Genomic DNA, 24,891 nt, shown 5'->3' with positions numbered 1-24,891 from the left:
TCCCGTAATTATTAAGTTTTCAGATATTGATAGATTGTATATATTGTAAACTTTACTCAAGATAAATTGATTATAGTTAAATTATTCCGATCAGGTTAGGAGTTCGCGTGTCGAGATACCCCGTTTTATGCTTTCTTTGTGTGTCTATCGTAACTCCCATTGCTCATAGTGCTAATCTTCGTCTGAAAATAGAAGGATTAACAGGTAAGTTGGAAAAAAATGCCCGAATTCATCTCTCCACTATCAGCACTGACGAAGTTGCGCCAGATGGCCGTTTTCGATCTCGTGTAGATAAAGCGATTCGTGAAGGCTTGCGCCCGCTTGGTTATTATGAACCTATTATCGAATTTACCTATCAGGAAAATAAACCGCCAGCTCGCTCGGTATTAACGGCAAAAGTTACTGCGGGTGAACCTGTGAGAATTGCCGATGTTAATGTTGTTTTGGAAGGTGGGGCTAAGACAGATGGAGATTATGCCAAACTTGTTAAAAGCAAAAGCCCAAAGAAAGGAACGATTCTAAATCATGATGAATATGAAAACTTTAAAGGTTCTCTGACCGGGCTCGCTATTAGGAAAGGTTATTTTGACGCGGTTATGAAAAAGAGCCAATTGGGTGTTGCCAAAGAACGGCATGAGGCATTCTGGGACTTTGTTTTTAATAGCGGTGAGCGTTATCACTTTGGTCAGGTGCGTTATCGTGGTTCACAGATCCGCGAAGACTATTTGAATCATCTAGTTCCATTCGAAGAAGGGGATTTTTATACCTCTGAACAATTGGCCGAATTGAATCGGCGGTTAGCAGAAACTGGCTGGTTTAATTCAGCAGTAGTCTCACCGGATTTTAATACCGCTAGAAAAAATGGTGACGGAATGCTTCCTCTTGAAGCGGTATTAACTCCACGTTCCAAAAACTATGTTGAACTGGGTGGGGGTTATGGATCTGATGTAGGGCCACGGGTAAAGGCGAAATGGACAAAACCGTGGCTTAATTCCCGTGGACACAGCCTTAGCACCAGCATCAACCTTTCTGCACCTGAACAGGTTATTGATGCTACCTATAAAATGCCGCTGAAGATGAATCCGTTAGAGCAATATTACGCATTGCAGACGGGGTATAAGCGTAAAGATATCAACGATACCGTATCAGATACCGCGACAGTAAATCTTTCCCGTAATTGGGATCTTTCAACGGGTTGGCAGTATGGGATCAATATGCGTTGGAGTCTCAGCCACTTTACTCAGGCTAATGTCACCAATACGGCAATGTTATTGTACCCAGGAGCGAATGTTAGCCGTATTCGCCAGCGTGGAGGAACGATGCCTTATTGGGGCGATAGCCAGCGCTATTCTATTGATATCTCTGATACTTTTTGGGGTTCTGATGTTGATTTCTTGGTGTTACAGGCGCAAAACGTTTGGATCAGAACTTATTGGGATAATCACCGTTTTGTTGCTCGGGGTAATTTGGGTTGGATAGAAACCAATGCATTCGAGAAGGTTCCACCCGACTTACGCTTTTTCGCTGGTGGTGATCACAGTGTTCGTGGTTACAGATATCAGAAAATTTCCCCTAAAGACGATAAAGGAAAATTGACCGGTGCGTCCTCACTAGTTGTGGGTTCACTTGAGTACCAATATAACGTAACGGGTAATTGGTGGAGTGCTGTTTTTGTTGATACCGGTGAAGCCATTAATGACATTAGAAAGAGCAATTTTAAAACCGGCGTGGGTGTTGGTGTGCGTTGGGCTTCTCCGGTCGGACCCATTAAATTTGACCTTGCCAGACCAATAGGGGATTCAGAATCCCGTAATATCCAGTTTTACATCGGGTTAGGATCTGAATTATGAGATGGATTAAAAAGGTCAGTATTACTTTTCTGCTGATGGTGACTTTGTTGGTTATTGTTGTTGCCGGGTTGGTAGGAACGCAATCTGGCCTGCATTTTATGATTAATAGTGCTGCTCGTTGGGTACCGGGACTAGATATAGCCAGCGTCAGTGGCGGTTGGCGTGATTTGACCCTGAAAGGCGTTAAGTATCAAATGCCTGGTGTTGATGTCAATGTGAATCAACTCCACCTTTCGCTTCGTCTTTCCTGCTTTAAAAACAGTCAGTTATGTATTAATGCATTAACGACAGAAGGCGTAATAGTTGCAATTAATACCAAACGATTGCCACCTGCGGGAGAATCGTCGCCAAAGTCAGCACCTTTAACTGAACTGAGGACACCATATCCGATTTCACTTGATTTGTTGTCCGTTAAAAATGCCACTGTCACTGTAAATGGCGTGGTATTTGCCCTTGATGAATTTAGAACCGCAGCTCAGTGGCAGCAAAAGGCATTAACGCTTAAGCCAACGAAAATTAATGGGTTGCTGGTGGGACTGCCAAAAACTCCCCCTGAACGGCTGAAAATAGCGGAAGCAGAGGAGAAAGCGAAACGAGGGACCGAACTGGAAAAATCGTTGGGAGAAATTTTGAAAAAATTATTCTCTCAACCGCTATTGGCAACATTACCAGAAGTGCCTATTCCACTGGATATGACTGTTGCAGGGATAAGTGGTAAGCAGTTACGGCTGACGGGTGATACCAATATCACAATCAATGAGTTTTTACTGCAACTTAGCAATCAGGGGCAGCAGATTCAGCTCAATAAATTGAATGTTAAAATGCCGCAAGGTTCTCTTGCCATTAATGGTTCCGCGACTCTGGCACAGCAATGGCCGATAAAACTGGTAATAAAAGGTGAGCTAAGTCGACAAGAGATCCAAGGGCAAAAGGTTAATGTAAAGCTTAATGGCGCTTTACTGGAGCAACTCAGCTTAGGGCTGAATTTGTCTGGTCCTGTCAGTGCTAAACTTGATGCTCAAGCGGAACTGGCTAAGGTAGGTTTGCCAGTGAGGGTGACGCTTGAAAGCCAGCAACTGAGTTGGCCTTTAACGGGGAAGCCAGAATATCAGCTTGATAGCGTAAAAATGCGCCTCAATGGTAAGGCCAGTGGTTATGATTTGTCATTGCGTTCCGGTATTAACGGTAGTGAAATCCCGCCAGCATTACTTGTATTAGATGCCAAAGGTAATGAAGAACAGTTTAAGTTGACCCGTTTACGCCTGTCTGCTTTGCAGGGAAAGAGTGAACTGGTAGGTATGGCAGATTGGAGTAAGGCGGTAAGTTGGAATGCGGTGCTGACACTCTCCGGGATCAATACCGCTAAACAGTGGCCGGAATGGCCAGCCAAAATCGATGGGAAAATAGTTACCCGGGGTAGTTTACACGGTGGTAGTTGGCAGCTTCATATCCCGGAAATTACGCTGGACGGTAACGTAAAACAGAACGTAATAAAAGCCAAAGGTAAGATTTCTGGTAACGCGGCTGGTCAGTGGAATATTCCTCAATTCGAGCTGGCTTTAGGGCGCAATAAAATGAATCTCCAGGGACAATTGTTCAAACAGTGGAAACTGGATGGCGATATCCGTGCACCGAAGTTGGATGGTATATTTCCGGGGCTTGGCGGTGTCGTGAATGGAACGTTGAAATTACGTGGTAATATACAAGCACCTCAGCTTTTGGTTGATCTCAATGCTAACGGGTTGAAATGGCAGGATTTGCGCATTGATCGAGTGAATGTGAAAGGGGATGTACGTTCTGCTGAACAGATCCAAGGGAATCTTGCTGTTAAAGTCAGTGAGTTGAAACAAGCTGATTTGATTGTCCGTAATTTTACGTTGGATGTTAAGGGCAATGAGAAACAGCACAACTTGCAATTGAAGATTGACGGCAAACCGATTGCTGGTCAACTTGCATTGAATGGTAGTTTTGATCGTAAGCAACAGCGATGGAAAGGTAGCATTAACAATACCCGTTTTGACACCCCGGTTGGAGAATGGCGTTTAACTAAAGCGATAACTCTTGATTATCTTAATCAGCAGCAAAAAGTCACTGTGGGCCCTCACTGTTGGCTGAATCCACATGCGCAGCTCTGCGTACCTGAATCCATTGAAGCTGGCGCCAGCGGTAGTGCATCCATTGTTCTTGAACGTTTGGATCTTGCTATGATTCAGCCATTACTGGGGCCTGAAACATATTTGAAAGGTGTATTCAGTGGCAATGCCGACGTTAAATGGAACGCGGAAAGCGGATTGCCTCAGGCCAACGTTAATTTGCGTGGTGATGGGGTGCATGTTAGGCAGATGGTTGATGGCACTACATTACCGGTAGATTTCCAGACCCTGACACTCAATGTAGGCTTGAAGAATGGCACAGCAGAGTTGAATTGGTTATTTAAGATTATGGGAAATGGCCGATTCAACGGTGGCGTACAGGTTGCTGATCTTGCTGGGAGCCGTAAGCTGTCGGGAAATGTAGATATTCAGGATATTTCACTGGTGTTAATCAAGCCGATTCTTGGAAAAGGTGATAAAGCTGAAGGTCATTTGAATGCTCACCTGCTTCTGGGAGGCAATGTCAGAAATCCATTATTGTTTGGCCGGTTAGACTTGAGTGCACTGCAAGCTTCGGGCCATTGGATCCCATTTGATATTACTCAAGGGCAAATTGGTGTGAATTTTGATGGAATACGTTCCGTTCTTGATGGTGTTATTAAAACGCCGAAGGGTCAGCTTAACCTAAATGGTGATGCAGACTGGCGTAATGTGGATGCATGGCATGCACGAGTAACGGCTAACGGCGACAAGTTAAGAGTAGTTTTTCCACCAATGGTGAAAATTGATGTTAGCCCTGCTCTGGTGTTTGAGGCTTCTCCTCAGTTGCTGAAATTGGATGGTAGCGTTGGTATTCCTTGGGCGCGTATTACCGTGAAGGAGCTGCCAGAATCGACAGTTGAGGTTTCATCGGATGAAGTTATATTGAATGAGAATCTTCAGCCATTACAACAGAAAAAAGCGTCTATCCCGATTCAAAGTAACTTGACGATTCATATAGGAGATGATGTTCGTCTTAGTGCCTTCGGCCTTAAAGCACAACTTAAAGGCGATCTGATGGTTGTTCAAGATAAACAAGGCCTGGGTTTGAATGGTCAAGTTGATATTCTTGATGGTCGTTTCCATACTTATGGACAGGATCTGATCGTTCGTAAAGGGCTGATTATGTTCTCAGGCCCACCTGATCAGCCATTACTTAACATTGAGGCTATTCGTAACCCAGATTCTACCGATGGGCGGGTTATTGCAGGGGTAAGGGTGAGCGGTTTAGCGGATCAGCCAAAAGTAGAAATTTTTTCAGAGCCTGTTAGATCACAATTGGAAGCACTTTCTTATCTGTTGCGTGGTGAAGGGTTAGAGAATAGTAACTCGGACAACTCACAGATGACGGCAATATTAATAGGTTTGGGGGTTGCACAGAGTGGTCAGTTGGTGGGTAAGATCGGTGAAATATTTGGTGTTTCCGACTTAGCACTGGATACTCAGGGGGTTGGTGATAAATCACAGGTAGTTGTTAGCGGAAAGATTACAAAAGATCTGCAAGTTAAGTATGGTGTTGGTATATTTGATTCACTAGCAACATTAACCTTACGCTATAGGTTAATGCCTAGGTTGTATCTGGAAGCGGTGTCTGGTATTGATCAGACATTGGATTTGCTCTATCAGTTTGAGTTTTAAAAATGCGAATTATTGTTTATGGCAGCTTACGGCGCAAACAGGGCAATCATCATTGGATGACCGATGCTCAATGGTTAGGTGATCATCGGCTGGAAGGCTATGAGCTATATGACCTTGGGCATTATCCTGCCGTTATCCGTGGTGACGGAAGTATTGAATGTGAGGTATATCGAATCAATTCTACTATACTGACAGAATTAGATGATTTGAAAGATAATTCGCGGGAGTATGTAAGGGAATTGATTCAGACACCGTATGGCAATGCATGGATATATCTTTATCAGTTTCCAATAACCGGTTTACGGCGGATAAAAAGTGGTGACTGGTTGAAGCGCCATGTGGAAGAGTAAATAAAAATCCTTTTTTGTCATAAAAAGGGAGTATGGTATTAAAAAACCTCTGCCGGTGATGTTCCCCAGAGGTTTTTTAATTATTTAAACAGAGAAAAGTTATTTCTTAGCGGCCCGTTCGAAAGAGGAGATAATTTCTGCTTTAGCAGCTTCGACATTATCCCAACCATCAACTTTAACCCATTTACCTTTTTCCAGATCTTTATAGCGCTCAAAGAAGTGAGTGATCTGAGCGCGCAGTAGTTCTGGTAAATCAGTCACATCTTTAATGTGATCATACTCTTTGGTTAGTTTGCTATGTGGAACTGCAACCAGTTTCGCGTCTTCACCTGATTCATCAGTCATTTTCAGAACGCCAACCGGACGGCAACGGATCACAGAACCTGGTTGTAGTGGGTATGGTGTGGGAACCAGAACATCAACCGGGTCACCATCCAGAGATAAAGTGTTGTTGATGTAACCATAGTTGCATGGATAGAACATCGTGGTAGACATAAAACGGTCTACAAACAGCGCACCAGATTCTTTATCAATTTCATATTTAATCGGATCTGCATTTGCAGGGATCTCAATAATGACATAGATATCTTCAGGCAGTTTTTTTCCTGCTGGTACTAAGTTCAGGCTCATGAAAGTTTCCTTTATTTCAAACCAGAATAGAGTGGGGAGTATTATAGCCAAAACATTTTTTAAAGTACTCTCCATTTTTCTGACAAGTAAGCAGGGGTATTTTAACCTCATTAGTTAAAATTAAAAAAGCGACGAAAAATCCCGCCGCTTATCCGTCATTAACCGATGAAATTACTCATCTGGGAACTCAGCCATAAAACTCTCGGCTTTCTCTACCATCGATTTACTGCCCACAAAGAAAGGGACGCGTTGATGCAGTTTGGATGGGATGATATCCAGAATGCGATTAGCTCCATCACTGGCTTTACCGCCAGCTTGTTCAGCCAGGAATGCCATTGGATTACACTCATACAGCAGGCGTAATTTTCCTGATGGATGGCTGGCGGTACTTGGGTAAATGTAGATGCCGCCTTTCAGTAAATTGCGGTGGAAATCAGCAACCAGCGAACCAATATAACGGGTGGTATAAGGGCGCTGAGTTGCTTCATCTTGTTCCTGGCAATATTTGATGTATTTCTTCACCCCCATAGGGAATTTGATGTAATTCCCTTCGTTGATGGAATACATATTGCCATTGGGTGGGAACTGAACTTTCTCATGGGAAAGACAAAATACTCCCAAAGAAGGATCGTAAGTAAAGGCGTGTACCCCACAGCCGGTGGTGTAGACCAGCATAGTTGAAGAACCGTAAACAACATACCCGGCGGCGACTTGACGATGACCTGGTTGCAGGAAATCTTTTTCAGTCACTGGCTGGCCGATGGGGGTAATACGGCGGTAGATAGAGAAGATAGTACCGACGGAAACGTTTACATCAATATTTGAAGAACCATCTAATGGGTCCATCAAAACAACATATTTTGCGTTTTCAGCGCGGTCTCCTTCGAAAATAACAATATCATCTTCTTCCTCTGAAGCGATCCCCGCAACTTCACCGCGTGCTTTCAGTGCTGCTTTGAGTTTTTCATTAGCATACAGGTCCAGTTTCATCTGCACCTCGCCTTGGATATTGGACACACCGCTGGTTCCTAAAATATCCACTAAACCGGCTTTGTTGATATCACGGTGAATGATTTTTGCTCCGAGCTTAATAGCGGAAAGCAATGCAGTGAGTTCACCTGTAGCGTGAGAAAAATCGTGCTGCTTTTCGACGATGAATTCGCCTAATGTTTTCATGACGAAAGTCCTGAATGTGATTTGATAGTGGTTTTAGAGTGTCCATTGCACTCTTACGCGAGCAGTTTAGCCAAAGAAAGGGATGATTCATAGGCTATTCCATTTCTTATCTTGCTTTTGATGGTTAGAATAGTGGCTAACTTCATGCTATGGAATAGGAAATCAATGCGTATTCATATTCTTGGTATCTGCGGCACTTTTATGGGGGGACTGGCAATTTTGGCTCGTTCTCTTGGTCATGAAGTGACTGGTTCTGATGCCAATGTTTATCCACCAATGAGTACCTTACTGGAAAAACATGGGATTAATCTGATTCAGGGATATGACCCGGCACAGTTGGATTCTGTGCCAGATATGGTCATCATCGGTAACATTATGAGCCGTGGGAATCCTTGTGTAGAAGCTGTGCTGGAGCGTGGGCTCCCTTATACTTCTGGCCCACAATGGCTGCATGATTATGTTTTGTCAGAACGTTGGGTGCTGGCGGTTGCAGGGACGCATGGCAAGACAACAACTGCGGGTATGTTAGCCTGGATTTTGGAAGCTTGTGGTTATAAACCAGGTTTCTTAATCGGTGGTGTTCCGGGGAATTTTGAAACATCAGCTCAGATCGGGGAAAGCTCGTTTTTCGTAATAGAAGCTGATGAATATGACAGCGCTTTTTTTGATAAACGATCTAAGTTTGTGCATTACAGCCCACGTACGCTGATCATGAACAATCTGGAATTCGATCATGGCGATATTTTTGGCGATCTGGCTGCTATTCAGAGGCAGTTCCACCATCTTGTCAGGATCGTTCCGGGTAGTGGTAAGATTCTTGTCCCGGATAACGATATTAACCTGAAACAGGTTTTGTCTATGGGCTGTTGGAGTGAGTTGGAACTAGTGGGTGAAACCGGTAACTGGCAGGCAAAAAAGATCAGTACAGACAGCCGTCATTATCAGGTGTTTTATGGTGGCAAAGTTGTCGGAGAAGTGAACGGGTCGCTGGTGGGTGAACATAATATGCGCAATGGGTTGATTGCAATTGCTGCTGCACATCATGTTGGTGTCCAGCCCGCAGATGCCTGTTGTGCTTTAAGTGAATTTATTAATGCCCGTCGTCGCCTTGAACTACGTGGTGAGGAAAACGGTGTTGCTGTTTATGATGATTTTGCTCATCACCCGACAGCAATTCTGGCAACACTCGAAGCCCTGCGTAGTAAGGTTGGAGGAACAGCCCGTATTATTACCGTACTGGAACCGCGTTCAAATACGATGAAAATGGGTGTGAGTAAGAATGAGATCGCACCAGCATTAGGGCGTGCTGATAAAGTATTTTTATTCCAGCCAGCTAACATTAAATGGCACGTATCAGAAATTGCAGATCACTGTGTTCAGCCAGCGTATTGGAGTGCTGATATAGATTCACTGGTGCATATGATTGTTGATAAGGCGCAGCAGGGGGATCATATTCTGGTTATGAGTAATGGAGGGTTTGGTGATATTCATGAAAAATTACTCTCTAAGCTGAATAAAAAAGCTTATCAATCCTGAGAATAGCAGTGGGAAAATGAATCGCGCCATGTTGGCGCGTTCATTTAAAGCTCTTGTTCGAACAACCCAAGGATGGCTCCACGCAGCTGTTCTGTTGTGGAATCTCTGGTGAGTGTAACGAAGATGGTGTCATCACCTGCAATACTGCCGAGTATACCTTCTGATTTACCAAGAGAATCTAGCAGACGAGCAATAAGTTGAGCAGCACCAGGGCTTGTGCGAATCACAACTATAGGATGGTTGTAATCAACGTCTAATACTAGATTTTTTAGTGGGCTAGTGGCAGTAGGAACACCAAGCTCAGCAGGCAGGCAGTAAACCATCTCCATTTTAGCATTACGGGTGCGAACAGCACCAAATTTAGTCAGCATTCTAGAGACTTTGGATTGGTTAATGTTCTCAAAACCTTCTTCCAGTAAAGCAGTGACAATTTCACCTTGAGAGCTAAATTTTTCTTCTTTCAATAACGCCTTGAAAGCTTTTACTAAGTCTTCCTGTTTAGAGGGAGTGCGCATATTTCACCATATTCAATCAGCTATGAAACTTGTATTATGCATATAAATGAATTTTTATGCAATAATAATGATTTTATAGCCAATTTGAACCGTGCAAAGTTGGTCTTATGTTATATAGAAATTCATAAAATATGAATATGGAAATTTGCTTTTTTAGCCGGTTATCAAGTAAATATATTGTTAATCAAATGATGTTGTTTGGCGTTGTTGTTGGGTGTAAGGTATTTAGCCAATTGTTTCGTAAAATCATAAGGAAATTCTCAAAATAGTGTCCGTTATCTCATTAACAGATAAGCATTTTGCCTAGAATACGGCGACTTTTGCGTCCCACTATTAGAGCGTAAGTCCACAATTTGGTTGTTAACCGATTGTTTTCAAAAACGTAGTAATCTATGGTTCTTAACTAGATGAATTCACAGCATTTTAAAGTATAAACGATTTAAGGAGTATCAGGATGAAAGTTGCAGTTCTCGGTGCAGCCGGTGGTATTGGTCAGGCGCTTGCTCTTCTACTAAAAACCCAGCTTCCTTCAGGTTCAGAACTTTCTTTATATGATATCGCTCCAGTGACACCTGGGGTGGCTGTTGATCTGAGCCACATTCCAACGGAAGTGAAAATTAGAGGCTTTGCTGGTGAAGATGCAACTCCAGCGTTGGAAGGAGCAAATGTTGTATTGATTTCTGCTGGGGTTGCCCGTAAACCAGGTATGGATCGTTCAGATCTGTTTAATGTTAATGCGGGGATCGTTCGTAACCTGGTAGAACAAGTGGCTAAAACTTGCCCGAAAGCACTGATTGGGATTATTACTAATCCAGTCAACACAACTGTGGCTATTGCAGCCGAAGCGCTGAAAAAAGCAGGTGTATATGACAAAAACCGCCTGTTTGGTGTTACAACGCTGGATGTTATTCGCTCTAATACTTTTGTTGCTGAATTGAAAGGTAAAAAACCACAGGAAATCGAAGTACCCGTTATCGGTGGTCATTCTGGTGTGACAATCTTACCTCTGTTGTCTCAGATCCCTGGTGTGAGCTTTACTGATGAAGAGCTGGCTGCCTTAACTAAGCGTATTCAGAATGCCGGTACTGAAGTCGTTGAGGCTAAGGCGGGTGGAGGATCTGCAACTCTGTCTATGGGGCAAGCTGCGGCTCGTCTGGGCCTCTCTTTGGTCCGTGGCTTACAAGGTGAAAGTGATGTTGTGGAATGTGCTTATATTGAAGGTGATGGTAAATATGCTCGCTTCTTTGCCCAGCCAGTTCGTTTGGGTAAAAATGGCGTAGAAGAGCGTTTGAACGTTGGTGAGCTGAGTGATTTTGAACAGAAAGCACTGGAAGGCATGCTAGATGTATTGAGAAAAGATATAGAATTAGGCGAAAAATTTATTAATAACTAATTAATATATTTTATAAATAAAAAATATATATCTATGAAACAATAAAACCGCTGGTATAGCGAATTACCGGCGGTTTTTGTTCAGCTAATATAATTCGTTAGCTAATTATTTGTTTGTTCGCGTACTTTCCTTTCTAATAATTCTCCAGTATTTGGATCAAAATAACGACTTGGCCAAATTTCTGAAGGGTGTATTTCCAGATAATTCGCAATTATCCATTCTCCCTTTGGCCACGGACGAGATAGTGCATTCGCCAGGGTCGATGAGCTGAGTCCTGCTCTGCGTGATACCTCAGCTAAGGTTGTTCCCCGCTTGCGTAAAGCTGCAATTATATCGGCAGGATGCCAATCAGATTTCCTTGAAATCATTTTTAATCCTTTTTTTATTAAATTTGATGCTATGTTAGTGGTATAAATAACAGGTATGCATGAGAGCAATAACGAACTTAAACCTGTTATTGAGAAATAAAATAGCATTATTTTTCCAAAAGTATTTCCAAATTTTTTCTTAAAAATTTCTTTTTTGAACTTGGTTACAAAAATAGAGAAACGTGATGAAAAAAGAGTGGTATTCGGCCAAGGAGTTAATCGGCGTGGGTGAGTTACCTGGATCACCACAAGGAGTTAATGCCAGAGCAAAACGAGAGGAGTGGTTACGTCAGAAAAGACAAGGTGTACAAGGTAAAGCAGTCGAGTATCACTACTCCTGTTTCCCGGAAACGACCATTGCAGCATTGGAGCTTCATGAATCATCTTCTGAATATCAGGTGCAGAAGCAAGATCCTTTGTCGATTTGGGTTGGTGCTTTTCATCAGTTATCAGAATCTGAGAAACAGGCTGTGATAGCCATAATTTTACGGGATGGTATCAGAAGTTTTTTAGAAAAACTTTCTGTTATTTAGCCCATTTTTGGAAATTAGAAATGCCAACTAACTTGGATTCTTCTTCATTATCCCGGTGCAAAGTGAGAAGAAAAGTATGAAAAAAGAATGGTACTCAGCTAAAGAGCTGGTTGGTATTGCCGGACTTCCTTCTTCGCCACAGGGGATAAATCTGATGGCGAGGCGGGAAGGATGGGAATATAGACGTAAACGGGGTGTTCAGGGCAAGGCTCTTGAATATCATATAAATAGTTTGCCTGAAGATGTACTTAATGTGCTATCCGTAGGGGAAAGTACTATTGATTATACAAACAAACGACAAGACCCATTCTTAATTTGGATTGAGGCTTACTATCAATTAACTAAAGTTGAGCGGGAAAAAATTGTGAAATTTATTCTTCGGGAGGGGCTCGCAAAACTTATTGGTTATATTGATGTAGGTGTTGAAGACGCAGAAAAAAACCTGGAGTCAGATTAACCCCAGGTTTCGTTCTATCGATTAAGAAAGGCGTTGTACGGCAATATGGGCTAACCCCACGAGTGCTTGCTTGTATGGGGAGTTTTCCAGTGCCTGCAAAGCAGCTATTGCTTTATCTGCTTCTTCCTCTGCTCGTTTACGGGTATATTCCAGTGAACCGCACTGTTTCATGGTTGTTAGTACGGTTTCGAGTAAATGGCGGCCATTACCTTTTTTAATTGCTTCACGGATAAGTGCTGATTGTTCTGGAGTGCCATGATTCATAGCGTGTAGCAAGGGCAATGTCGGTTTACCTTCGTTAAGATCATCACCGGTGTTTTTGCCTAATGTATCGCTATCAGCATTATAATCCAGTAAATCATCAATCAACTGGAATGCAGTACCTAAATAACGTCCGTAATTTTGTAAAGCCATTTCTTGCTCTGGGGTGGCGTTAGATAGAATTGCGGAAGAGTGCGCGGCGACTTCAAACAATCGGGCTGTTTTACTGTAAATCACCCGCATATAATCATCTTCAGAAATATTTGGATCATTGCAGTTCATCAACTGTAAAACTTCGCCTTCAGCGATAACATTGGTTGCCTCTGACATCAATTTAAGAACTCGCATGGAGTTAAGCGCTGTCATCATCTGGAAAGAGCGCGTGTATATAAAATCACCAACCAGCACGCTTGCTGCATTACCAAACATGGCATTGGCAGTCGCTTTGCCACGTCGCATGTCTGATTCATCCACTACATCATCATGTAACAGAGTCGCTGTGTGGATAAATTCAATTAATGCAGCAACAGTAATATGCTTATCACCCTGATAACCCAATGCTCTGCTAGCCAGGATGGCAATGATTGGGCGAATGCGTTTTCCACCACCACTGATTATGTAGTAGCCCAACTGATTGATAAGAGTAACGTCAGAATTCAATTGACTAAGAATGGTTTCATTTACCGCTGCCATATCATCAGCGGTTAGCTTGATAATGGATTCTAAATTCATATTTTTTCGGCTATGGGTTTTAATGCAGAGTTATGTTCATATTAACATTAAAATAGTTATTGCTGTGTCTTGATTGTACTCGAAAAACAGTCTAAATAAATGACAATTCAGCAACTGTGTTTTTTTATCATCTGCTCTAATTCTGCTCTTGTCTTCTTAGGCTTTTTTGCGTAGAATTCGCGCCCTATTATGAATATTTATAGTGCGCTCTGGAATGATATTTAAGGGGGCGTGCGGAAAGCGGAGTTTATATGTACGCGGTTTTCCAAAGTGGTGGTAAACAACACCGAGTCAGCGAAGGTCAAACAATTCGCCTGGAAAAGCTGGACATCGCAACGGGTGAAACTGTTGAGTTTGACCAGGTTCTGATGGTCGCTAATGGTGATGACATCAAAATCGGCGCTCCTGTCGTTGAAGGCGTTAAAATCAAAGCTGAAGTGGTTGCCCACGGTCGTGGCGAGAAAATTAAAATCGTTAAGTTTCGTCGTCGTAAACACAGCCGTAAGCAGCAAGGCCACCGTCAGTGGTTCACCGATGTTAAAATCACTGGCATCGCTTAAGATTTAGGAGAGCAGATTAATGGCACACAAAAAGGCTGGCGGCTCAACTCGTAATGGCCGCGATTCTGAAAGCAAACGTCTGGGTGTAAAACGTTTTGGTGGCGAGTCTGTATTAGCAGGCAGCATCATTGTTCGTCAACGTGGTACTAAATTCCACGCTGGCGATAACGTTGGTTGTGGTCGTGATCACACCCTGTTCGCATTAGCTGACGGGAAAGTTAAATTCGAAGTTAAAGGCCCGAAAAACCGCAAATTTATCAGCATCGAAGCTGAATAAGTTTTTCGAGTTATAAACCGAATCAGAAGCCCTGCATGTGTTGCGGGGCTTTTTATATTCTAAAGTACGCCATCTCTGGGTAACACGGCCGTCCAGCACTGTAATGGCTATCATACGGAGAAAAAATATGAAATTTGTAGATGAAGCCAGAATACTGGTTGTTGCAGGGGATGGTGGCAATGGTTGTGTCAGCTTCCGTCGTGAAAAATATATTCCGAAAGGTGGGCCAGACGGTGGGGATGGTGGGGATGGTGGGGATGTTTATCTGCTAGCAGATGAAAATCTCAATACACTGATTGACTATCGTTTTGAAAAATCCTTTCGGGCAGAACGTGGACAAAATGGCCAAAGCCGTGATTGTACAGGCAAGCGTGGTCAGGATACCACGATTAAAGTCCCTGTTGGGACCCGTGTCCGTGATGCAGCAACCGGTGAGGTTTTAGGCGATATGATTCGTCATGAACAGCGTCTAATGGTAGCAAAAGGTGGATTCCATGGGCTTGGCAATACCCGCTTTAAATCTTCTGTTAACCGGGCCCCTCGTCAAAGAACGATGGGGACTTCAGGTGAAACTCGTGAATTGATGCTGGAACTGATGTTGTTGGCAGATGTTGGTATGCTAGGGATGCCAAATGCAGGCAAATCCACCTTTATCCGTGCTGTTTCTGCCGCTAAACCAAAAGTTGCAGATTATCCATTTACCACTCTGGTACCAAGCTTGGGTGTAGTAAGGATGGATAACGAACAAAGTTTCGTTGTGGCTGATATTCCAGGGCTCATTGAAGGTGCTTCCGATGGCGCTGGCTTGGGTATTCGCTTCTTGAAACATCTGGAACGTTGCCGGGTATTGCTGCACTTAATCGATATTTGTCCTGTTGATGAATCAGATCCTGTTGAAAATGCCCGGATTATTGTCAACGAGCTACAGCAATACAGTGAAAAATTGGCAGAGAAACCACGTTGGTTGGTGTTCAATAAAGTTGATCTGTTGGAGCCAGAAGAAGCTAGACAGCGTGCCCAAGCTATTGCTGATGAATTGGGTTGGGAAGGCGACTTTTATGTGATCTCAGCGATAAATCGCCTGGGAGTTAAAGCGCTTTGCTGGGATATTATGGAGTTTATGAAAACTCAGCCTCGTAATATGAGCAGAACAGAAGGTGAAGCTCAGCCTGAGAAAGTTGAATTCATGTGGGATGACTACCATAAGAAGCAATTGGAACAGGTTTCGGAAATAGACGATGACTGGGATGACGATTGGGACGAAGATGACGATGAAGGCGTTGAAGTTATTTACAAACACTGATTTTTTCACTTTCTCATCATAGCTAAGGGCGCCATCTTTGTGGCGCCAATTTTATCAGTTGTGTTGGTATAAATCTTTATACAGCCTGCTTTCGAATCGAATCAAAGGGGCCCGACGGTTGCGATGCTCTTTTGGCGGTACGGCGTAAGCAGAAATAAATTGTACGAAAGCAACTTGTTGACCGCTAGCAGTGGTTATAAAGCCAGCTAAGTTATAAACTCCTTGCAGGGCACCGGTTTTAGCCGAAACTTTTCCGTTTACTCCTGCTTCGTCCAGCCCTCCTCGGTATCTTAATGTGCCATCATGACCCGCTAATGGCAGCATGGAAATAAAATCTAATTCTTGATCATGTTGAGCAATAAACTGTAATACTTCCATCATGGTTGCTGGAGTAATCAGATTATGGCGGGATAATCCTGAGCCATCCACCATCACGGTATTTCCTAGATCGATACCCGCTTTTTGTTTTAATACTTGCCTTACCGCATCAGAGCCTGAACGCCAGGTTCCTGGTATATCAAAGTGTTGTCGGCCTATTGTCCGAAATACGGTATCAGCAATCATATTGTCAGATTTTTTTAGCATGACTTTCAGCAGATCATGTAATGGTGCTGATTGATTTTGAGCCAGAACTTTTCCCGGTTCAGTTGGTAAACTTTGGCGTTTAAGATTACCTGTGATTTCAATTCCTGCAATTTGCAATTCATTTTTGAGGATTGCCCCCGCATAGCTGGTACCATTTTGAATCGCGAAAGCCAGTGGCAACGGTTCACTACGTTGAGTAAGGCATCCGGTAAGAGTAAAACGGTTCAGTTCTCCGGGAACGACGTCCAGTTCGCAGTACTGGCTTTCAGGAGAGCCTTTTGCCAACGTTTTAACTTCGCTGAACATATTTACGGGATAAAAGGATGCTACGCGGATAAATGCAGTATCACCGGGGCGTTCAGCACTATATAGCGAAACTGAAAAACAATTTCGATCTACAATTGCGGCAGCAGGGGGAGCGCTGAAACATTGGGTCATGTCATTCCATACCCAACCGGGAGCTTTATCGTGGCTGGCAAAGGTGGAAACATCTATCAGAAGATCGCCGTCAATTTTTTCCACGCCAGATTGTTTCAGAACTGTGACCATATTGCGAAGTTGTTGACGGGTCAGTGTCGGATCTCCGACAAAACGAGCAATCAAATTCCCTCTCAGGACGCCGTTTGAAATTTTTCCGTGACTTTCCAGTGTGGTGATAAAGCGATAATCTTTACCCAGTTGTAACAATGCTGCAAGAGCTGTGACAACTTTCAGCGTACTTGCTGGTAGAGCCATTTGTTGCCCGTGATAATCAATTAACGGGGTACTGCTACCCGCTTTTTGAGCGATTAACGCCAGATTAGTACCATCAGGCAGATATTGCGTATATTCCTCAACAGGTGTGGCGTTTGCGTTGGGTGTAGTTAGATACAGAGCGGTAACGCAAATTAATCTGCCGGCAATTTTAAAGAAGGACATAAATTTCGCATATGGATGTAGACATACCACAATACTAAGGCGCAAAGTGGGGAAAAGTAAACGATGACCCATCACCAAGTCTACGTTAGAATGATATATTAATATGTAAAATATGATTGTGAACTCTGGGTAGTCCTATGGTTTGCACTATTGTTTATTGTCTGTAAGCCCGCCCGATAAGGTGTGCTCATTGTGCTGTTATCTGAAAACATCAGGATGATGCTGGTTTTTTGCTCAGAAAAGATTTAGAGGATTAATAAATGAAACAGATTCCAATGACGGTACGTGGCGCGGATAAGTTGCGCGAAGAGCTAGATTATCTAAAGAACGTACGTCGTCCAAAAATTATTTCAGACATTGCTGAAGCGCGTGAACATGGTGATCTGAAAGAAAACGCTGAGTATCATGCTGCTCGTGAACAACAAGGTTTCTGCGAAGGCCGTATTCAGGAAATCGAAGCTAAACTTTCTAATGCACAAGTGATTGATGTCACAAAGATGCCCAAGGCTGGACGTGTTATTTTTGGGACTACAGTTACGGTTTTGAATGTTAATACTGATGAAGAGCAGACTTACCGGATTGTGGGTGATGATGAGGCGGATATTAAAGAAAATTTAATCTCAGTGAATTCACCAATTGCCCGTGGTTTGATAGGTAAAGAAGTTGATGACGTTGTTATTATCAAAACACCAGGTGGTGAAGTTGAATATGAAATCCTGAAAGTTGAATATATTTAACTTCGGGATTGGCCTGTTGCTATTGATTTACGTTAGGTAAAGTTACATAAGGATCGTGGAAAAGTAAAAAAGGCCGAATATGGCCTTTTTTATCATAATATGCGCACCGCATTTTATATAAATGTGGTTTGATTATTTAGGTAAAATAATTTTGCGTTCTTCCGATTGGCGGTAAAGAACTAGAGTTTTACCGATAATTTGCACATTATATGCACCGGTCTCGCGGACAATTGCATCGGCGATCAAATTTTTGGTTTCGCGATCTTCGCCTGCGATTTTGACTTTGATAAGCTCATGGTGTGACAGCGTTTGTTCAATTTCGGCCAACACACCCTCGGTCAGGCCGTTATTACCAATCATGACGACAGGTTTTAGCGGGTGAGCGAGACTTTTCAGGTGTTGTACTTGTTTTTTGTTAAGGGCCATTGTTTTTTTGCTTAGTTAGGATTGAAAACGAGACATTCTACCGCCATCTCATCTCTATCACCATAAATAGTGTGTTGTGGTTTTGGTGTATGGAGCAATAGATATCTGGCTCTTTATTCGTAGTATAGTTGGAAAGGACAATGGCCAATAAAAAACGTTCGGCAAGCTCCAGTCGCTGGTTACAAGAACACTTTAGTGATAAATATGTTCTGCAAGCACAGAAAAAAGGGCTTCGTTCTCGCGCTTGGTTTAAACTTGATGAAATTCAACAAAGTGACAAAATTTTTAAGCCTGGCATGACCGTTGTCGATTTAGGCGCAGCTCCTGGTGGATGGTCTCAGTACGCAGTGAGTCAAATTAGTGATAATGGGCGAGTGATTGCCTGTGATCTTTTACCGATGGATCCCATTGTTGGCGTCGATTTCCTTCAGGGTGATTTTCGTGATGAACTTGTATTGAAAACATTGCTTGAACGAGTTGGTGATAACAAAGTCCAGGTCGTCATGTCGGATATGGCACCCAATATGAGCGGAACACCTGCGGTCGATATTCCTCGATCCATGTATCTGGTTGAATTGGCGTTAGATATGTGTCGTGATGTGCTGGCCCCTGGGGGGAGTTTTATTGTCAAAGTGTTTCAGGGAGAGGGCTTTGATGAATACCTGAGGGAAATGCGCTCCCTATTTACGAACGTGAAAATTCGTAAGCCAGACGCTTCGCGGGCCCGATCGCGTGAAGTATACATTGTAGCGACAGGGCGGAAACTATAGTACCCTGAATGCTATTTGTTAACACAGTTGTAATATGAGGTTAATCCCTTGAGTGACATGGCGAAAAACCTGATTCTCTGGTTAGTTATCGCAGTTGTGCTGATGTCGTTATTCCAGAGTTTTGGTCCCAGCGATTCCAATAGTCGTAGGGTGGATTACTCTACCTTCATCAATGAATTAGCCCAGGATCAGGTGCGCGAAGTTCGTATCACAGGTCGTGAAATTAACGTTAGTAGGAAAGATAACAGCAGATACACCACTTACCTACCAGTACAGGATGAAAAACTGCTAGATACGTTACTGAATAAAAACGTAAAAGTGGTTGGTGAACCCCCAGAGGAACCAAGTCTGCTAACTTCTATTTTCATTTCCTGGTTCCCGATGTTACTGCTTATTGGGGTCTGGATTTTCTTTATGCGTCAGATGCAGGGTGGTGGCGGTAAAGGGGCAATGTCTTTTGGTAAAAGCAAGGCCCGTATGCTGACAGAAGATCAGATTAAAACCACTTTTGCTGATGTTGCTGGTTGCGACGAAGCGAAAGAAGAAGTTGGTGAACTGGTGGAATATCTGCGAGAACCAGGCCGCTTCCAGAAGTTAGGTGGAAAAATTCCGAAAGGTATTCTGATGGTTGGGCCTCCGGGTACGGGTAAGACTTTACTGGCAAAAGCAATTGCTGGTGAAGCGAAAGTGCCGTTCTTTACTATCTCTGGTTCTGACTTTGTTGAAATGTTTGTTGGTGTTGGCGCATCCCGTGTTCGTGATATGTTCGAGCAGGCGAAGAAAGCAGCACCTTGTATCATCTTTATTGATGAGATTGATGCGGTGGGCCGTCAGCGTGGTGCTGGTTTGGGTGGGGGTCATGATGAACGTGAGCAGACTCTGAACCAGATGCTAGTTGAGATGGATGGTTTTGAAGGCAATGAGGGTATTATCGTTATTGCCGCGACTAACCGTCCCGACGTACTTGATCCTGCGTTGTTGCGTCCTGGTCGTTTTGACCGTCAGGTTGTTGTTGGTTTGCCAGACGTACGTGGTCGCGAGCAGATTCTGAAGGTTCATATGCGCCGGGTTCCTCTGGATACTGATGTTGATGCTTCTGTCATTGCTCGCGGTACTCCTGGATTCTCTGGTGCTGATTTGGCTAACCTAGTGAACGAAGCTGCTTTGTTTGCTGCCCGTGGTAACAGACGCGTAGTTTCTATGGTTGAATTCGAAAAAGCGAAAGACAAAATCATGATGGGCGCAGAACGCCGCTCTATGGTGATGACGGAAGAGCAAAAAGAATCAACTGCTTATCATGAAGCAGGCCATGCCATTATTGGCCGTCTGGTTCCTGAGCATGATCCTGTTCATAAAGTTACCATTATTCCGCGAGGTCGCGCTTTGGGTGTGACTTTTTTCCTACCGGAAGGCGATCAGATCAGCGCTAGTCGCCAGAAGTTGGAAAGCCAGATTTCAACCTTATATGGAGGTCGTCTGGCGGAAGAGATTATTTATGGCCCAGACAGCGTTTCTACTGGTGCATCTAACGATATCAAAGTGGCGACATCAATTGCCCGTAACATGGTAACTCAGTGGGGGTTCTCGGAAAAACTTGGCCCATTACTCTATGCAGAGGAAGAAGGAGAAGTGTTCCTTGGCCGTTCAGTTGCTAAAGCTAAACACATGTCTGATGAAACTGCTCGTCTTATTGATCAGGAAGTTAAGGCAATTATCGATCATAACTATCAACGTGCTCGTCAGATTCTGATGAACAACCTTGATATTCTGCATTCGATGAAAGATGCATTGATGAAGTACGAGACTATTGATGCTCCCCAGATTGATGACTTAATGAATCGTACAAATGTTCGTCCACCAGCAGGATGGGAAAGTGATAGCGGCAGCAGTAATAGCAGTCGCTCAACAGGTAATACACCTCCTCCACAGGCTGCAAAACCAACTGATGATATCAATACATTGGCGCAAGGTGGTGAGCAAGTAGGGCAGTCAGGAAATAAAGATCAGTAATTGTTCCATTGTTTCGTAGTCTGATTTGATATTCATGAAACCCCAGGTAAGTCCTGGGGTTTTGACATTGAAGGTAACCTAACATGAAACTCAGAGCCAGAGACAATGTTCTCGATCTTTCCCGCCCACAAGTAATGGGTATTTTGAATGTGACTCCAGATTCATTTTCTGATGGTAGGGCTCATAATACTCTGGATATGGCCTTACAACATGCTGAGAAGATGATTAATGAAGGCGCTGCGATCATTGATATCGGTGGGGAATCTACCCGTCCGGGAGCTGATGAAGTTAGTGAACAAGAAGAAGTGGATCGTGTTGTTCCGGTTGTTGAGGCTTTAGCTCAACGATTTAATATCTGGATTTCTGTTGATACCTCGAAAGCATTGGTGATGAGTGAGTCAGCAAAAGCTGGCGCCCATTTGATTAACGATATTCGTGCATTACAAGAGCCTAGTGCTTTGGAAAGCGTAGCTAAATCTGGCTTACCCGTTTGCTTGATGCATATGAAAGGCCAACCACGTACTATGCAGGATGCTCCACATTATGAAAATTTGTTAATAGAAGTGAACCAATTTTTTACTGAGCAAATTAAACGTTGTGTGATGGCAGGGATAACAAAAGATAAACTTGTTCTTGATCCTGGCTTCGGTTTTGGCAAGAACTTGACGCATAATTATCAGTTACTGGCACATTTAAACCAATTTCATCAATTTGGTTTACCTGTGCTAGCAGGAATGTCACGTAAATCTATGATAGGTCAGTTGCTTCATGTGCCGCCACAAGAAAGGGTTATCGGTAGTGTAGCTTGCGCAGTTATCGCTGCTATGCAAGGAGCGCAAATTATCCGGGTACATGATGTCAAAGAAACCGTGCAGGCAATGCACATTGTCGGAGCAACACTTTCAGCGAAGGAAGAAAAGAAATTATGAGTAACCGCAAATATTTTGGTACCGATGGTATCCGTGGCAAAGTGGGCGATAGCCCAATTACGCCAGATTTTGTGTTAAAGCTTGGTTGGGCTGCGGGTAAGGTACTGGCTCGTCATGGTTCTCGTAAGATCATTATCGGTAAAGATACCCGTATTTCTGGCTATATGCTGGAATCTTCTTTAGAAGCAGGTTTAGCTGCGGCTGGTTTATCTGCTTCGTTCACTGGTCCTATGCCAACACCTGCTGTTGCTTATCTGACCCGAACTTTCCGTGCTGAAGCTGGAATTGTTATCTCTGCTTCTCATAATCCTTATTATGATAACGGTATTAAATTCTTCTCTATTGATGGTACGAAACTGCCGGATGATGTGGAAGAAGCGATTGAGGCTGAAATGGAAAAGCCACTGACTTGTGTGGAATCCGCAGAGTTAGGGCGCGCAAATCGTATTGTTGATGCTGCTGGTCGTTATATCGAATTCTGTAAAGGTACATTTCCAAGTGAGCAAAATCTTAATGGATTGAAAATTGTACTTGATTGCGCTAACGGTGCGACTTACCACATTGCTCCAAATGTACTCAGAGAACTAGGGGCTGATGTTGTGACGATTGGCTGTGAACCAAACGGTATCAATATTAATGAAAAGTGCGGTGCTACCGATGTTCGTTTGTTGCAACAACGTGTTGTAGAAGAGAAAGCAGATGTTGGCTTGGCATTTGATGGTGATGGTGATCGCGTTATTATGGTTGACCATTTGGGACAGAAAGTTGATGGCGACCAGATCCTTTATATTATTGCCCGTGAAGCATTGAGACAAGGACAACTGCGTGGTGGCGTTGTTGGTACGCTGATGAGTAATATGGGATTGGAGTTAGCATTGAAGCAGCTTGGTATCCCATTTTTGCGTACTAAAGTGGGTGACCGTTATGTGCTGGAAAAATTGCAGGAAGAAGGCTGGCGTTTAGGGGCCGAAAACTCTGGTCATGTTATCTTACTGGATAAAACAACTACGGGTGACGGCATTGTTGCTGGCCTTCAGATTCTGAGTGCTATGGTACGTAACCATATGAGTTTGCACGATCTGTGTAGTGGTATGAAACTTTTGCCGCAGGTGCTGGTAAATGTTCGTTTCTCCGGTTCACACGATCCACTTAAATCGGAAAGCGTAATGAATACTACTAAATCTGTTGAAGCTGAATTAAATGGCCGTGGACGGGTATTGTTACGTAAATCTGGTACTGAGCCATTGATTCGCGTCATGGTAGAGGGTGAAGATGATGTACAAGTCACTGCTTTGGCCCATCGTATTGCTGATGCAGTGAAACACGCTGGTTAATTTGTTGTTTTTTTCTTCAAGTAATTCTGATTATTGAAATTAACCTTGCGTATCAGATGTGGTTTGGTTAGTATTCAGACCCACTCGGTCAGGTGATTAGCCTGTTTGAGTGGGTGATGCAGTATAAGGTAGCCACGTAAACCGTGGTAAACCCCACGAGGACATAGGTACGACATATGTATGAAGCTCTTTTAGTTGTTTTCTTGCTAGTTGCTATAGGGCTAATTGCCTTGGTTATGCTACAGCAGGGTAAAGGTGCTGATATGGGTGCTTCCTTTGGTGCGGGTGCCTCTGCAACGCTGTTTGGTTCATCGGGCTCTGGTAACTTTATGACTCGTATGACTGCGCTTTTCGCCACTCTGTTTTTTATTATTAGTTTGGTGCTTGGAAATATGACAAGTAACCAAACGGGTGTAGGCAGTAAATGGGAGAACATTGGCGAGCCTGTTAAAGCTGACAAACCGATGGAGACTCCGACGGCCCCAGCAGTACCAAATAGTGATATTCCGCAGTAATCGTCACAAGAAAGAATTGAAATGGGGTTGTTTAATCAGCGATAACCTCATAGTAGTGCCGAGGTGGTGAAATTGGTAGACACGCTACCTTGAGGTGGTAGTGCCCACACTAGGGCTTACGGGTTCAAGTCCCGTCCTCGGTACCATTATTCGGATAGCTTGCGTTTTTGCAGCTATCGGCGTAATATTTGCCACGTTTTCGAACGCGGGATGGAGCAGCATGGTAGCTCGTCGGGCTCATAACCCGAAGGTCGTCGGTTCAAATCCGGCTCCCGCAACCACTTCTTAAATTAAGATGCACCTTTTTGAACGAAATAATTCAGCAATATTTGAAATATTGGTTCTGATTTAAAGGGGCATGAAGTGAGTGGTTGAAGCCACTGGCAGCAAATAGGGTCCAGTTGCATAAAGCCCCGAATTTCGGGGTTTTTTGTTATTTGACAACAGAACTACTGGGCTAATTAGCCCTTTTTTTATGTCTTGGGGGTGGGCTTGTCCACATTAGAGCAAAAATTAACAGCGATGATTTCAGCACCAGTTGAAGCTTTAGGCTTTGAGTTAGTCGGCTTGGAGTTTATTCGTGCACGTGTTTCTACATTGCGGATTTATATTGATAGTGAGAATGGTATCACTGTTGATGATTGTGCTGATGTTAGCCACCAGGTCAGTGCGGTATTGGATGTCGAAGATCCTATCTCAGTGCTTTATAACCTGGAAATTTCTTCACCTGGCTTAGAGCGTCCATTGTTCACTGCTGAACATTACCAGCGTTTTATTGGTGAGGAAGTCAGTCTGGTTTTACGTATAGCAATGCAAAACCGTCGGAAATGGCTGGGCATTATCAAAACTGTCGACGGCGAAATTATCACGGTTACGGTGGATGGAAAAGATGAAGTGTTCGCACTGAGCAACATCCAGAAAGCGAACCTGGTACCCCACTTTTAAAGTTCGGATGA

General features: G+C 43.5%; 24 protein-coding genes and 2 tRNA genes. 19 read left to right on the top strand and 7 right to left on the bottom strand.

From position 1 onward, the window contains the following. The first annotated feature begins 107 nt into the window (after positions 1–107). The 3 genes from ACGF5R_RS04730 to ACGF5R_RS04720 are packed head-to-tail and all read left to right on the top strand — an operon-like array spanning position 108 to position 5,970. Complete coding sequence (locus ACGF5R_RS04730) at positions 108–1,850, top strand: autotransporter assembly complex family protein (protein ID WP_387689936.1); 1,743 nt, start codon at positions 108–110, stop codon at positions 1,848–1,850. Next, on the top strand, positions 1,847–5,620 hold the full coding sequence (locus ACGF5R_RS04725) for a translocation/assembly module TamB domain-containing protein (RefSeq protein ID WP_387689934.1): 3,774 nt from the start codon (positions 1,847–1,849) through the stop codon (positions 5,618–5,620). Before ACGF5R_RS04730 ends, ACGF5R_RS04725 begins: the two co-directional genes overlap by 4 nt. Positions 5,621–5,622: 2 nt before the next feature. Then, positions 5,623–5,970 carry a gamma-glutamylcyclotransferase gene (locus tag ACGF5R_RS04720; protein ID WP_011148628.1) on the top strand — a complete coding sequence of 116 codons (348 nt, stop codon included), beginning with the start codon at positions 5,623–5,625 and terminating at the stop codon, positions 5,968–5,970. Between the two features lie 99 nt (positions 5,971–6,069). Here the strand turns inward: ACGF5R_RS04720 and ppa are convergent, their stop codons facing one another. Together ppa and fbp are read right to left on the bottom strand one after the other, a co-directional pair. Next, positions 6,070–6,600 (bottom strand): inorganic diphosphatase, encoded by a 531-nt coding sequence (gene ppa / locus ACGF5R_RS04715; protein ID WP_112877176.1) that lies wholly within the window; start codon positions 6,598–6,600, stop codon positions 6,070–6,072. Positions 6,601–6,771: 171 nt separating this feature from the next. Further along, complete coding sequence (gene fbp, locus ACGF5R_RS04710) at positions 6,772–7,776, bottom strand: class 1 fructose-bisphosphatase (protein ID WP_112877177.1); 1,005 nt, start codon at positions 7,774–7,776, stop codon at positions 6,772–6,774. Between the two features lie 165 nt (positions 7,777–7,941). Between fbp and mpl the strand changes: the two genes are divergently transcribed. Then, positions 7,942–9,312: a UDP-N-acetylmuramate:L-alanyl-gamma-D-glutamyl-meso-diaminopimelate ligase gene (mpl, locus tag ACGF5R_RS04705; protein ID WP_112877178.1), complete on the top strand. Its 1,371-nt coding sequence runs from the start codon at positions 7,942–7,944 to the stop codon at positions 9,310–9,312. Positions 9,313–9,356: 44 nt separating this feature from the next. Here the strand turns inward: mpl and argR are convergent, their stop codons facing one another. Further along, positions 9,357–9,827: a transcriptional regulator ArgR gene (gene argR, locus ACGF5R_RS04700; RefSeq protein ID WP_011148624.1), complete on the bottom strand. Its 471-nt coding sequence runs from the start codon at positions 9,825–9,827 to the stop codon at positions 9,357–9,359. Positions 9,828–10,281: 454 nt separating this feature from the next. On the opposite strand from argR, the gene mdh reads away from it, so the two are divergent. Next, the gene (mdh, locus tag ACGF5R_RS04695; RefSeq protein WP_112877179.1) at positions 10,282–11,220 is read left to right on the top strand and encodes a malate dehydrogenase; all 939 of its coding nucleotides are present in this window, start codon (positions 10,282–10,284) and stop codon (positions 11,218–11,220) included. A 101-nt stretch (positions 11,221–11,321) separates the two neighbouring features. Here the strand turns inward: mdh and ACGF5R_RS04690 are convergent, their stop codons facing one another. Beyond that, a complete protein-coding gene (locus ACGF5R_RS04690) occupies positions 11,322–11,588 on the bottom strand; it encodes a helix-turn-helix transcriptional regulator (protein WP_011148622.1) in 267 nt (88 codons plus the stop codon). A 185-nt stretch (positions 11,589–11,773) separates the two neighbouring features. Between ACGF5R_RS04690 and ACGF5R_RS04685 the strand changes: the two genes are divergently transcribed. Then, entirely contained in the window at positions 11,774–12,121 is a 348-nt protein-coding gene (locus tag ACGF5R_RS04685) for a DNA-binding protein (RefSeq protein ID WP_112877180.1), read from the top strand. A 76-nt stretch (positions 12,122–12,197) separates the two neighbouring features. Continuing rightward, positions 12,198–12,578, top strand: a complete 381-nt coding sequence (locus tag ACGF5R_RS04680) for a DNA-binding protein (protein WP_041380418.1) — start codon at positions 12,198–12,200, stop codon at positions 12,576–12,578. A gap of 21 nt (positions 12,579–12,599) precedes the next feature. Here ACGF5R_RS04680 and ispB read toward each other — a convergent pair whose 3' ends face one another. Next, entirely contained in the window at positions 12,600–13,571 is a 972-nt protein-coding gene (ispB, locus tag ACGF5R_RS04675) for an octaprenyl diphosphate synthase (RefSeq protein ID WP_112877181.1), read from the bottom strand. Between the two features lie 251 nt (positions 13,572–13,822). On the opposite strand from ispB, the gene rplU reads away from it, so the two are divergent. The 3 genes from rplU (at position 13,823) to cgtA (ending at position 15,711) form a co-directional block, all read left to right on the top strand. Then, on the top strand, positions 13,823–14,131 hold the full coding sequence (rplU, locus tag ACGF5R_RS04670; protein WP_011148618.1) for a 50S ribosomal protein L21: 309 nt from the start codon (positions 13,823–13,825) through the stop codon (positions 14,129–14,131). A gap of 19 nt (positions 14,132–14,150) precedes the next feature. Beyond that, positions 14,151–14,408 (top strand): 50S ribosomal protein L27, encoded by a 258-nt coding sequence (gene rpmA / locus ACGF5R_RS04665; protein WP_036776537.1) that lies wholly within the window; start codon positions 14,151–14,153, stop codon positions 14,406–14,408. A 127-nt stretch (positions 14,409–14,535) separates the two neighbouring features. Then, entirely contained in the window at positions 14,536–15,711 is a 1,176-nt protein-coding gene (gene cgtA, locus ACGF5R_RS04660) for an Obg family GTPase CgtA (RefSeq protein ID WP_112877182.1), read from the top strand. Between the two features lie 54 nt (positions 15,712–15,765). On the opposite strand, the gene dacB is transcribed toward cgtA, so the two are convergent. Next, positions 15,766–17,214 (bottom strand): serine-type D-Ala-D-Ala carboxypeptidase, encoded by a 1,449-nt coding sequence (gene dacB / locus ACGF5R_RS04655; protein ID WP_262980389.1) that lies wholly within the window; start codon positions 17,212–17,214, stop codon positions 15,766–15,768. Between the two features lie 260 nt (positions 17,215–17,474). Between dacB and greA the strand changes: the two genes are divergently transcribed. Continuing rightward, entirely contained in the window at positions 17,475–17,951 is a 477-nt protein-coding gene (greA, locus tag ACGF5R_RS04650) for a transcription elongation factor GreA (RefSeq protein ID WP_112877184.1), read from the top strand. A 132-nt stretch (positions 17,952–18,083) separates the two neighbouring features. On the opposite strand, the gene yhbY is transcribed toward greA, so the two are convergent. Beyond that, on the bottom strand, positions 18,084–18,377 hold the full coding sequence (gene yhbY, locus ACGF5R_RS04645; RefSeq protein WP_112877185.1) for a ribosome assembly RNA-binding protein YhbY: 294 nt from the start codon (positions 18,375–18,377) through the stop codon (positions 18,084–18,086). 140 nt (positions 18,378–18,517) lie between these two features. Between yhbY and rlmE the strand changes: the two genes are divergently transcribed. The 8 genes from rlmE to rimP all read left to right on the top strand — a co-directional run bounded on the left by rlmE (position 18,518) and on the right by rimP (position 24,880). Continuing rightward, positions 18,518–19,147: a 23S rRNA (uridine(2552)-2'-O)-methyltransferase RlmE gene (gene rlmE, locus ACGF5R_RS04640; RefSeq protein WP_112877186.1), complete on the top strand. Its 630-nt coding sequence runs from the start codon at positions 18,518–18,520 to the stop codon at positions 19,145–19,147. A gap of 48 nt (positions 19,148–19,195) precedes the next feature. Next, the gene (ftsH, locus tag ACGF5R_RS04635; RefSeq protein WP_192881002.1) at positions 19,196–21,157 is read left to right on the top strand and encodes an ATP-dependent zinc metalloprotease FtsH; all 1,962 of its coding nucleotides are present in this window, start codon (positions 19,196–19,198) and stop codon (positions 21,155–21,157) included. A gap of 83 nt (positions 21,158–21,240) precedes the next feature. Next, positions 21,241–22,086, top strand: coding sequence for a dihydropteroate synthase (gene folP, locus ACGF5R_RS04630; protein WP_112877188.1), 846 nt, complete (start codon positions 21,241–21,243; stop codon positions 22,084–22,086). Further along, positions 22,083–23,420, top strand: coding sequence for a phosphoglucosamine mutase (gene glmM, locus ACGF5R_RS04625; RefSeq protein WP_387689931.1), 1,338 nt, complete (start codon positions 22,083–22,085; stop codon positions 23,418–23,420). Before folP ends, glmM begins: the two co-directional genes overlap by 4 nt. 176 nt (positions 23,421–23,596) lie before the next feature. Continuing rightward, entirely contained in the window at positions 23,597–23,935 is a 339-nt protein-coding gene (gene secG, locus ACGF5R_RS04620) for a preprotein translocase subunit SecG (RefSeq protein ID WP_387689929.1), read from the top strand. Between the two features lie 57 nt (positions 23,936–23,992). After that, positions 23,993–24,081: transfer RNA gene (locus ACGF5R_RS04615), tRNA-Leu, on the top strand. A 58-nt stretch (positions 24,082–24,139) separates the two neighbouring features. Further along, positions 24,140–24,216, top strand: a tRNA-Met gene (locus tag ACGF5R_RS04610). 211 nt (positions 24,217–24,427) lie between these two features. Next, positions 24,428–24,880 carry a ribosome maturation factor RimP gene (rimP, locus tag ACGF5R_RS04605; protein WP_146747889.1) on the top strand — a complete coding sequence of 151 codons (453 nt, stop codon included), beginning with the start codon at positions 24,428–24,430 and terminating at the stop codon, positions 24,878–24,880. Positions 24,881–24,891: the final 11 nt, after the last annotated feature.

Origin of the sequence: Photorhabdus sp. RM71S, assembly GCF_042879355.1 — a bacterium.
GTDB classification, from domain to species: Bacteria; Pseudomonadota; Gammaproteobacteria; order Enterobacterales; family Enterobacteriaceae; genus Photorhabdus; species Photorhabdus kayaii.
This window is presented reverse-complemented; position numbering and strand designations above follow the sequence as displayed.

Coding starts and splice junctions, on each gene's coding strand:
- ACGF5R_RS04725 (WP_387689934.1), top strand. CDS start 1,847: ATGAGATGGATTAAAAAGGTCAGTATTACTTTTCTGCTGATGGTGACT.
- ACGF5R_RS04720 (WP_011148628.1), top strand. CDS start 5,623: ATGCGAATTATTGTTTATGGCAGCTTACGGCGCAAACAGGGCAATCAT.
- ppa (WP_112877176.1), bottom strand. CDS start 6,600: ATGAGCCTGAACTTAGTACCAGCAGGAAAAAAACTGCCTGAAGATATC.
- fbp (WP_112877177.1), bottom strand. CDS start 7,776: ATGAAAACATTAGGCGAATTCATCGTCGAAAAGCAGCACGATTTTTCT.
- mpl (WP_112877178.1), top strand. CDS start 7,942: ATGCGTATTCATATTCTTGGTATCTGCGGCACTTTTATGGGGGGACTG.
- argR (WP_011148624.1), bottom strand. CDS start 9,827: ATGCGCACTCCCTCTAAACAGGAAGACTTAGTAAAAGCTTTCAAGGCG.
- mdh (WP_112877179.1), top strand. CDS start 10,282: ATGAAAGTTGCAGTTCTCGGTGCAGCCGGTGGTATTGGTCAGGCGCTT.
- ACGF5R_RS04690 (WP_011148622.1), bottom strand. CDS start 11,588: ATGATTTCAAGGAAATCTGATTGGCATCCTGCCGATATAATTGCAGCT.
- ACGF5R_RS04685 (WP_112877180.1), top strand. CDS start 11,774: ATGAAAAAAGAGTGGTATTCGGCCAAGGAGTTAATCGGCGTGGGTGAG.
- ACGF5R_RS04680 (WP_041380418.1), top strand. CDS start 12,198: ATGAAAAAAGAATGGTACTCAGCTAAAGAGCTGGTTGGTATTGCCGGA.
- ispB (WP_112877181.1), bottom strand. CDS start 13,571: ATGAATTTAGAATCCATTATCAAGCTAACCGCTGATGATATGGCAGCG.
- rplU (WP_011148618.1), top strand. CDS start 13,823: ATGTACGCGGTTTTCCAAAGTGGTGGTAAACAACACCGAGTCAGCGAA.
- rpmA (WP_036776537.1), top strand. CDS start 14,151: ATGGCACACAAAAAGGCTGGCGGCTCAACTCGTAATGGCCGCGATTCT.
- cgtA (WP_112877182.1), top strand. CDS start 14,536: ATGAAATTTGTAGATGAAGCCAGAATACTGGTTGTTGCAGGGGATGGT.
- dacB (WP_262980389.1), bottom strand. CDS start 17,214: ATGTCCTTCTTTAAAATTGCCGGCAGATTAATTTGCGTTACCGCTCTG.
- greA (WP_112877184.1), top strand. CDS start 17,475: ATGAAACAGATTCCAATGACGGTACGTGGCGCGGATAAGTTGCGCGAA.
- yhbY (WP_112877185.1), bottom strand. CDS start 18,377: ATGGCCCTTAACAAAAAACAAGTACAACACCTGAAAAGTCTCGCTCAC.
- rlmE (WP_112877186.1), top strand. CDS start 18,518: ATGGCCAATAAAAAACGTTCGGCAAGCTCCAGTCGCTGGTTACAAGAA.
- folP (WP_112877188.1), top strand. CDS start 21,241: ATGAAACTCAGAGCCAGAGACAATGTTCTCGATCTTTCCCGCCCACAA.
- glmM (WP_387689931.1), top strand. CDS start 22,083: ATGAGTAACCGCAAATATTTTGGTACCGATGGTATCCGTGGCAAAGTG.
- secG (WP_387689929.1), top strand. CDS start 23,597: ATGTATGAAGCTCTTTTAGTTGTTTTCTTGCTAGTTGCTATAGGGCTA.